General features: G+C 64.7%; 7 protein-coding genes. 3 read left to right on the top strand and 4 right to left on the bottom strand.

Annotated elements, in window-relative coordinates; translation table 11 throughout:
* Positions 1-582 (bottom strand): alcohol dehydrogenase catalytic domain-containing protein (locus CH278_RS25165; protein WP_179274535.1); only part of this gene is annotated, 582 nt, incomplete at its 3' end.
* A gap of 361 nt (positions 583-943) precedes the next feature.
* Here CH278_RS25165 and CH278_RS25160 point away from each other — a divergent pair.
* From CH278_RS25160 to purU, 3 genes are all read left to right on the top strand, one after another.
* A complete protein-coding gene (locus CH278_RS25160) occupies positions 944-2,587 on the top strand; it encodes a BCCT family transporter (RefSeq protein WP_080729038.1) in 1,644 nt (547 codons plus the stop codon).
* Positions 2,588-2,763: 176 nt separating this feature from the next.
* The gene (locus CH278_RS25155; RefSeq protein ID WP_094623145.1) at positions 2,764-5,229 is read left to right on the top strand and encodes a GcvT family protein; all 2,466 of its coding nucleotides are present in this window, start codon (positions 2,764-2,766) and stop codon (positions 5,227-5,229) included.
* Positions 5,230-5,254: 25 nt separating this feature from the next.
* Positions 5,255-6,103, top strand: coding sequence for a formyltetrahydrofolate deformylase (purU, locus tag CH278_RS25150; protein ID WP_094623144.1), 849 nt, complete (start codon positions 5,255-5,257; stop codon positions 6,101-6,103).
* Between the two features lie 79 nt (positions 6,104-6,182).
* On the opposite strand, the gene CH278_RS25145 is transcribed toward purU, so the two are convergent.
* The 3 genes from CH278_RS25145 to folP are packed head-to-tail and all read right to left on the bottom strand — an operon-like array spanning position 6,183 to position 8,886.
* A complete protein-coding gene (locus CH278_RS25145; protein ID WP_027494735.1) occupies positions 6,183-7,565 on the bottom strand; it encodes an L-serine ammonia-lyase in 1,383 nt (460 codons plus the stop codon).
* Positions 7,562-7,972 carry a glycine cleavage system protein H gene (locus CH278_RS25140; protein WP_045841503.1) on the bottom strand — a complete coding sequence of 137 codons (411 nt, stop codon included), beginning with the start codon at positions 7,970-7,972 and terminating at the stop codon, positions 7,562-7,564. Before CH278_RS25140 ends, CH278_RS25145 begins: the two co-directional genes overlap by 4 nt.
* Entirely contained in the window at positions 7,969-8,886 is a 918-nt protein-coding gene (gene folP / locus CH278_RS25135; protein ID WP_256991923.1) for a dihydropteroate synthase, read from the bottom strand. The genes CH278_RS25140 and folP overlap by 4 nt, the downstream gene beginning before the upstream one ends.
* Positions 8,887-8,907: the final 21 nt, after the last annotated feature.

The following is an 8,907-nucleotide window of genomic DNA, read 5'->3' as shown; positions in this document are numbered from 1 at the left end:
GGCATCCCCGACACCGCCGCACCCGATCACGGCGACGGAATCCCCGCGGGAGACGTTCCCGGTGTTCATCGCCGCACCGAGTCCGGCCATCACCCCGCAGCCGAGCAACCCGACGACCGCCGGATCGGAGTCCGGGTCGACTTTGGTGCACTGGCCTTCGTGGACGAGGGTCTTGTCGGCGAACGCCCCGATCCCCAACGCGGGAGAGAGTTCGGTGCCGTCGGCGAGGGTCATCTTCTGCGACGCATTGTGGGTGTCGAAGCAGTACCAGGGGGTGCCTTTCTTGCAGGCTCGGCATTCCCCGCACACCGCCCGCCAGTTCAGCACCACGAAGTCGCCGACCTCGACATGAGTGACAGCATCGCCGATCGCTTCGACGGTGCCTGCGGCTTCGTGGCCGAGCAGGAACGGGAACTCGTCGTTGATGCCGCCCTCGCGGTAATGCAGATCGGTATGACACACCCCGCACGCGGCGATGGTGACCACGACATCGTTCGGGCCGGGATCGGGAATGGTGATCGTCTCGATCGAGACGGGCTCACCTTTGCTCTTGGCGACGACGGCGCGGACCTGCTGCGGCATGACTGGTACTCCTGGGTGAGGTGAAGGAGCGGCGTTCGAGGCCGCGACGGTGGTGGAATTGGCTTAATATATCAGTTACCGGGCAGTATCGAATGTTAAAAGCGAGTATCGAATTTGGACAACTTTCGGCATATGTACTCGCATAGTTGCTGTTCAGGGACGTTGTCCGTTTCGAAAAACCGTGATGAACGCGTCGAAATGACCAGCCATCTATTGACATAGCCCCTGGGTCGGCTCAGTCTTGTTCGAGTCCAAACAAATCGTAGTTGCGCAGAGAGCAACGAGTCGCGCACCTATCCGACCACCCACGCTGCGTGCACGGGCGACACACCTATTCGGCGAGAGCCGGAGGGAGAACGATGTGACAACGAACAGCAAACCCCGGGGCGACAAAACTCGCGTCGCTGCACCCGAGAAACATGCCCCTCATCATTACGGCCCCCTCGAGGTCTACCACCACGGAGAGGAGGGCAAGCCGCGCACCGACAAGGTGGTGTTCGGTATCACCGCCGCCATCGTCATCGCGATTCTGGCATGGGGCATCCTCGGCACCGAGAACATGAAGTCCGTCAACGCGTCGGTACTCGACTGGGTCGTGACCAACGTCGGCTGGCTGTTCATCTTCTCGGCCACCGGGTTCGTGATCTTCGCGCTGTGGCTCGCACTCAGTCGCTACGGAAAGATTCCGCTCGGCAAAGACGGTGAGAAGCCCGAATTCAACACCGTCAGCTGGATCGCGATGATGTTCAGCGCCGGCATGGGAATCGGCTTGATCTTCTGGGGAGTGGCCGAGCCCCTCACCCACTTCGTCACCCCGCCGCCCGGAATCACCGATTCCACTGTGGGAACGGCACTGTCGACGGCCATCTTCCACTGGGGACTGCACCCCTGGTCGATGTACGCGGTGGTCGGATTGTCCATCGCCTACGGCACCTACCGGATGGGCCGCAAGCAGCTCATCAGCTCCTCGTTCATTCCGCTGATCGGTCGCCGCGCCGAAGGCCCCATCGGCAAGGTCATCGACATTCTGGCGATCTTCGCCACGATGTTCGGCACCGCGGCATCCCTCGGCCTCGGCGCACTCCAGATCGGTTCCGGTATCGAGGTTCTCGGCTGGGTCAACCAAGCGGGGACGCTTCTGCTCGTGGCTGTCGTCGCCATCCTGACACTTGCATTCGTGGCCTCGGCAGTGTCCGGGGTTTCCAAAGGAATTCAGTGGCTGTCGAACATCAATATGGTGCTGGCTCTCGTGCTTGCGATCTTCGTGTTCGTCGCGGGCCCCACGGTCCTGATCCTGAATCTGCTGCCCACCACTCTCGGTGACTACGCCGCGCACATCGCCGGCATGTCGGCGCGCTCGGCGGCATCCGGTGGTCCCGAGACCGAGTCCTGGCTCTCGTCCTGGACGATCTTCTACTGGGCCTGGTGGATCTCGTGGACCCCCTTCGTCGGTATGTTCCTCGCTCGCATCAGTCGTGGCCGTACCATCCGCCAGTTCGTCATCGGCGTCATTCTCATCCCTACGTCGGTGAGCTTGGTCTGGTTCTCGATCTTCGGTGGAGCGGCAATCGGCGAGCAGCAGAAGGGAACCGAGGATCTGGTGGCCCTCGGTAAGCCGGAATCGCAGCTGTTCGCGGTTCTCGACCACTTCCCGTTGGCCGGCATCTCGTCGGTGTTGGTGATGGTCTTGGTGGGCATCTTCTTCGTCAGTGGTGCCGACGCTGCCTCGATCGTGATGGGCACCCTGTCGCAACGCGGCACCCTGGATCCGTCGCGTGGGGTCGTCGCCTTCTGGGGTGTCGTCACCGGCGGCATCGCGATCCTGATGCTGTGGACGGGAGGTTCGGACGCCCTCAACGGGTTGCAGACGATGACCATCATCGTGGCGGCACCGTTCGTACTGGTGATGATCGGTACGTGTGTCTCGCTGTACAAGGACGTCACGAACGATCCGTTCATCGTCAAGAACCCCAAGGCCCCGCCGAAAGTCAAGGCCGGCAAGTGAAGTGAGCGATGGTGCGGGATGCGAAACTCTGCGTCCCGCACCATCGGTATTTCGGGGGTTGACCACAACCATCCCTGCCCATACTCTTGATATATCAATCTCTGGTTAGTTGTCGTGCAGGCCGTGGACCGCTTCGGCCGAGCTCCATCTCTCCACCCCGATACGGAAGGACCACCATGGGTTCACCGAGAGTTGTCATCATCGGCGCCGGCATAGTCGGTACCAACGTGGCCGACGAGCTCACCGCACGCGGTTGGGATCGCATCACCGTGCTGGATCAGGGGCCGCTCCCTCTCACGGGTGGATCCACCTCGCACGCACCGGGTCTGGTGTTCCAGACCAATGCATCCAAGACCATGACCGAACTCGCCCGATACACGGTCGAGAAGTTCATGGGCCTCGAGGTGGACGGGCAGTGGTGCTTCAATCAGCTCGGCGGCCTCGAAGTGGCCACCACCGAGGAGCGACTGGCCGACCTGCATCGCAAGCAGGGCTGGGCCACGTCCTGGGGCATCGAAGGATCGGTCATCGACCCGTCCGAATGCGCCAAACTGCATCCGCTGATCGATCGTTCGCGGGTCCTCGGCGGTCTGTACGTCGAGACCGACGGTCTTGCCAAAGCGTCCCGTGCCGTCGTGGCACTCACCCGTCGCGCAGAATCGCGCGGAGCCGTGTTCCGTGGTTCCACCAAGGTCATCGGTATCGAACAGACGGGTGGCCGCGTCACCGGTGTGGCAACCGACAACGGCGTCATCGAGGCCGACATCGTGGTGTCCTGCGCCGGCTTCTGGGGCCCCGATGTGGGCGAACTGGTCGGCATGAAGGTGCCGCTGCTGCCCTTGGCGCACCAGTACGCCAAGACCGATCAGATCCCGGAACTGGTGGGACGCAACACCGAAGCGGCCGAGGCCGGCATGCCCATTCTTCGTCATCAGGATCAGGACCTGTACTTCCGCGAGCACGTCGACCGTCTCGGCATCGGAACCTACGCGCACCGCCCGATGCCCGTCGACACCAAGACCCTGCCCGGCGGAGACGGTGTGTCCGACGAGGCGATGCCGTCCATGCTCGACTTCACGCAGGAGGATTTCGCCCCGTCGTGGGAGCAGTCCAAGCTGCTGTTGCCCTGCCTCGAAACCGCCAAGATCGACCACGGCTTCAACGGAGTCTTCTCGTTCACCCCCGACGGCGGACCGCTGCTCGGTGAATCCCCGGACGTCAAGGGCTTCTGGATCGCCGAGGCCGTGTGGGTGACGCACTCGGCCGGAGTCGGCCGGGCCATCGCACAGTTGCTGGTCGACGGACGCTCCGAGGTCGAACTGCACGGATGCGACGTCAACCGCTTCGAGGATTTCCAGCTCGATCCCTCGTACGTCAGCGAAACCTCGCAGCAGAACTTCGTCGAGATCTACGACGTGCTGCATCCCTCGCAGCCGCGGTTGTCCCCGCGTGACGTTCGGGTCAGTCCCTTCAATGCGCGGCAGCATCAACTCGGTGCCGTGTTCCTCGAAGGCGGCGGGTGGGAACGCCCGCACTGGTACGAGGCCAATGCCGATCTGGTGCACCAGCTTCCCGTCGAGTGGCAGCCGCCCGAGCGCGACGAGTGGGCGTCGATGTTCCATTCGCCCATTGCCGCGGCCGAGGCGTGGAAGACCCGTACGTCCGTCGCCATGTACGACATGACCCCGCTCAAGCGTCTGCGCGTACGCGGACCCGGTGCGCTGGCACTGTTGGAGGGATTGACGTCCGGCAAGATGGACAAGACCGTCGGGGCCGTCACGTACACCCTTGCTCTCGATGAGAAGGGCGGCGTCCGAAGCGATCTCACCGTGGCGCGGTTGTCCGCCGACGAGTTCCAGGTCGGAGCCAACGGCAATCTCGACTTCGATTACCTCCGCCGCGAAGCGCCGAGTGACGGCAGCGTCACCGTCGACGACATCACCGGATCCACGTGCTGCATCGGCCTATGGGGTCCCCACGCCCGCGAGGTCGTGGAGAAGCTCACCCAGGACGACTTCTCGAACGAGAACTTCAAGTACTTCCGCTGCAAGCAGGTTCGTATCGGGGGAGTACCCGTTACGGCGATGCGATTGTCGTACGTGGGCGAGCTCGGGTGGGAGCTGTACACCACCGCCGATTACGGCCAGCGACTGTGGGACATGTTGTGGCAGACCGGTTCCGAGTTCGGGATCATCGCCGGCGGGCGCGCTGCGTTCAACAGCCTGCGCATGGAGAAGGGCTACCGGTCGTGGGGTTCGGACATGACCACCGAGCACAACCCCTACGAGGCAGGCCTCGGCTTCGCGGTACGCCCACAGAAGGGCGAATTCCGCGGCCGCGACGCCGTACTCGAGATGTCCGACGACACCGTCTCGAAGAAGTTGGTCTGCTTGAAGATCGACGACGGCACGTCGGTGGTACTCGGCCACGAGCCCGTCCTGGTGGACGGTGAACCCGCCGGCTACGTCACCAGCGCCGCGTTCGGTCACACCGTCGGTGCGCCGATCGCCTACGCCTGGGTTCCTGCCGGTAGCGCAGAACCCGGTGCAGCAGTACAGATTCGATACTTCGATCGGCTCGTGTCCGCCACCGTCGTGGCCGAGCCCCTCGTCGACCCCGAGATGGCCAAGATCCGCAGCTGACGACCCACCAGTACCAGGAGATTCGATGACCGAGAACTTCACCCTCACGCTCAGCTGCGGCCAGCGGCCGGGCATCGTCCGGGCCGTCAGTGCGTTCCTCTTCGACAACGACTGCGACATCGCCGAACACCAACAGTTCGACGACTCCACGGACGGCTCGTTCTTCCTTCGCACCTCGTTCGTGGCCAGCGGCACCACCGACATCGAGAAGCTGACCGAGAGCTTCCGCGAGGTGGCCGATCGATTCGCGATGACGTACACCTTCAACGGCTGCAGCCAGCCGCGCGTGCTCGTCATGGTGTCCAAGATGGGGCACTGCCTCAACGACCTCATCTTCCGTTGGCGCTCACAGAATCTCGGCGGCGAACTGGTGGCCGTGGTGAGCAATCACGAGGTGCTGCGGCCGATGGCCGAGGCTGCCGGGCTGCCGTTCGTCCACGTTCCCGTCACCCCGGGAACCAAGGCCGAGGCCGAGCAACGCCTGCTCGACCTCGTCGCCGAGTACGAGGTCGACCTGGTGGTGCTGGCCCGCTACATGCAGGTGCTCTCCGACGAGACGTGTCGAGCGCTGCACGGCAAGGCGATCAACATCCATCACTCGTTCCTGCCCGGCTTCAAGGGCGCGAAGCCCTACCACCAGGCATTCGACCGGGGCGTCAAGCAGGTCGGAGCGACGGCGCACTACGTCACCCCCGACCTGGACGAGGGCCCGATCATCGAGCAGCAGGTCATTCGTATCGACCACACTCACGACCCGTCTCGTCTGGCCACCGTCGGACAGGACGCAGAGGCACTCGCACTCTCGCGAGCGGTCCGCTGGCACTGCGAGAATCGCGTCCTGCTGCACGGACACCGGACGGTCATCTTCAGCTGAGCCGACACGCACGAGGGGCCCGTACCGAATCGGTACGGGCCCCTCGACGTTGTGTGGCGGTGGAGAAAGTTCTCGGCCTCTAGCACTCCACGAAGTTCACCGGCACGTTGATCGCGAGGCCGCCGCTGGAGGTCTCCTTGTACTTCGAGTGCATGTCGGCCCCGGTGGACCGCATTGTCTCGATCACCTGGTCCAGGCTGACGCGGTGGGTGCCGTTGCCGCGCAATGCCATCCGAGCCGCATTGATGGCCTTGCCTGCCGAGATCGCGTTGCGTTCGATGCACGGAATCTGCACCAGCCCGCCGATGGGGTCGCACGTGAGACCGAGGCTGTGTTCCATGGCGATCTCGGCGGCGTTCTCCACTTGTTCGGGTGTGCCGCCCAGTACCTCGGCCAGACCGGCGGCCGCCATCGATGCTGCCGAACCCACCTCGCCCTGGCAGCCCACTTCGGCACCGGAGATCGAGGCCATCTCCTTGTAGAGCGATCCGATCGCGCCGGCGGTGAGCAGAAAACGCACCGTGCTGCCGTCGGGATCGGCGACCCCCGCGGCGGTGTAGCGAGTGGCGTAGTGCAGCACGGCCGGGATGATGCCGGCCGCGCCGTTGGTGGGTGCCGTGACGATTCGTCCGCCGGAGGCGTTCTCCTCGTTGACTGCGAGGGCGACGAGATTGACCCAGTCCTCGGCGAATTCGCTCGAACGGTTCGGATCCTCGGCATCGAGCCGCAGGAACCAGTCCCGTGCTCGACGCCGCACTCCCAGCGCGCCGGGAAGGTAGCCGTCGCGGGAGATGCCGCGAACCTCGCACTCGACCATGACGTCACGGATGTGCAGCAACGCGTCCCGAATCTCCTCGTGTGTGCGGCGTTCGAGCTCGACCTCGGTCATGACGTCACTGATGCTGCAGCGCCGACGTTCACAGAGCTGAAGTAGTTCCTTGGCCGACGCGAATCCGTTCGCGGAGGCGAGGGGTGCGACGGCCTCGACGCTTTCGGCCTCGGTCACCACGAAGCCGCCACCGACGGAGAAGTACACTTCGCTGTGCAGTTCGGTCGAATCCGCCCTGCGCGCAGTCAGTTTCATCCCGTTGGGGTGGAACGGCAGTACCGTCAACGGACGCAGCACGATGTCGTCGACCGCTAGGTCGATCTCTCGGTGACCACCGAAGACGATTCGGCCGGTGGCCGCCATCGATGCCTGCCGTTCTTCCATGACCTCGGTCGTGATGGTCTCGGGCGCATGGCCTTCCAGCCCCAGCAGTACGGCGGTCATGGTGCCGTGGCCGGCTCCGGTCGCGGCCAACGAGCCGTACAGATCGACCGCCAGCTCTCGAACGTCGTCGAACGCAGACATGGTCCGCAGATCGTCGACGAATCGGGCGGCCGCGCGCATCGGTCCGACGGTGTGCGAACTCGAGGGGCCGACTCCGACGGAGAAGAGGTCGAACACACTGATGGTCATGAGGTCGTCCGCACTGCGCCGGTCGGCTCGCGCATGGTCAGGTCGTCGAACGACGAGGCCGCGGGAGTCAGGACGGCGAACAGCCAGCCGGCACCGAGCGGATCGGCAGCGACGAGCGACGGGTCCTCGCGCACAGCGGGGTTGACGATCGTGACCATGCCGCTCGCCGGGGCGTACACCGTGACCGAGCCGGCGGAGGTGTGGATGGTGCCGCACGCATCACCGGCGGTGAGCACGGTACGTACCGACGGAAGATCGACGCCGACGATGTCGGCGGCGTCGGCCAACGCTGCCGGCGTCACCCCCACACGGCTCGGAGTCTGGGCCGGTGAGCCGAACGGGTCGACGGCCATCCAACCGTGCTCGGCGCTGAAGAGCCGACGGGCGGAGGAGAGGGATGCGGTCATGAGGTGGCCTCGGCATTCGTCGTGGATTGACCTGGGTGTGAGGGCAGTACGTCGAGCGACCGCACTGCCCGCATCACGGCCAGTGCGTCGATGGTGGCGGCGACGTCGTGAACCCGCAGGAGTGACGCCCCGTTCTGGGCCGCGAAGATCGCGGCGGCGAGTGATCCGGCGAGTCGGCCGTCGACCTCTCGGCCGGTGATGGCACCGATCATTCCCTTCCGCGACAGACCCGCCATGATCGGTCGCCCGGCCGCGGTGAGCGTCCGAAGGCCCTGCAGCAGTTGCAGATTGTGCTCGAGCGTTTTCCCGAACCCGAATCCGGGATCGACCAGGATGCGGTACGCCGGGATTCCGGCCCGGAGGCATTCGGCGGCCCGGTCGTCGAGGAACTCGCGGACCTCTGCCGTGACATCGCCGTACCGAGGGGAATTCTGCATCGTCGACGGCTCGCCCAGCATGTGCGTCAGGCATACCGCAACGTCCAGTTCGGCAGCTGCGGCGAGTGCGCCCGGAAGACGAAGAGCACGAACGTCATTGATGACGCTCGCCCCGGCGCGTACCGCCTCTCGCATCACCTCTGGCCGTGAGGTGTCGACCGACAGCGGTGTCGAGGTGAGCCTGGACAGGGCGTCGATCACCGGTACGACTCGGGCGATCTCCTCGTCGACGGTGGGCGGGGTTGCCCCCGGCCGGGTCGACTCACCGCCGATGTCGAGCAGTTCGGCACCCTCGTCGACCATCGACAGAGCATGCGCCACAGCACGATCCGAGTCCAGGAAGCGGCCGCCATCGGAGAACGAATCCGGGGTGACGTTGACGATCCCGCAGACGACCGGATGCGAGGTCGTCAACCGGGTCAGCAGCCGGTCGCGGGCATCGGCTGCCCGGGTTGCCGTGGAGACGGTCGTGAGCACTGCGGTCACCTTTTCTCTCGC

This window comes from Rhodococcus sp. 05-2254-5 (assembly GCF_002258575.1).
Classification (GTDB): domain Bacteria; phylum Actinomycetota; class Actinomycetes; order Mycobacteriales; family Mycobacteriaceae; genus Rhodococcoides; species Rhodococcoides fascians.
Note: the sequence above shows the minus strand (reverse complement) of the source record. Positions and strands in the feature narration are given on the sequence as shown.